This window comes from Pseudoalteromonas sp. SG43-6 (assembly GCF_014164365.1).
Classification (GTDB): domain Bacteria; phylum Pseudomonadota; class Gammaproteobacteria; order Enterobacterales; family Alteromonadaceae; genus Pseudoalteromonas; species Pseudoalteromonas rhizosphaerae.
Genome location: NZ_JACJEZ010000189.1, coordinates 1 through 344, shown reverse-complemented (window position 1 = coordinate 344; position 344 = coordinate 1). Strand labels below are relative to the sequence as shown.

At 41.9% G+C, this 344-nt stretch carries 1 rRNA gene; it reads right to left on the bottom strand.

Annotated elements, in window-relative coordinates:
- Positions 1 to 4: 4 nt before the first annotated feature.
- Positions 5 to 119, bottom strand: a 5S ribosomal RNA gene (gene rrf / locus H5201_RS22745).
- Between the last annotated feature and the right edge of the window lie 225 nt (positions 120 to 344).

The window sequence follows — 344 nt, the reverse complement described above, 5'->3', positions numbered from 1 at the left end:
TGGAGCCTGGCAATGTCCTACTTTCACATAGCAAATGCTACACTATCATCGGCGCTGTTTCGTTTCACTACTGAGTTCGGCATGGGGTCAGGTGGGTCCAAAACGCTATTGTTACCAAGCAAATAGGGTGCGAAGGAATAATGACAAAGCACGTAGTGCTTACATTTCCTTTGCGCAAGGTGCCTCAACTTTAACGCTACGCGCTAAGAGTCACCTTATAAATTTGGAATTCTGATAATAAAAGTTTTCAGTAAATCTACTTTAGTCTATTAACTTCTTGCGCTATCAACTATCACATAAAACGCGTTTGGCGTTGTATGGTTAAGCCTCACGGGTAATTAGTA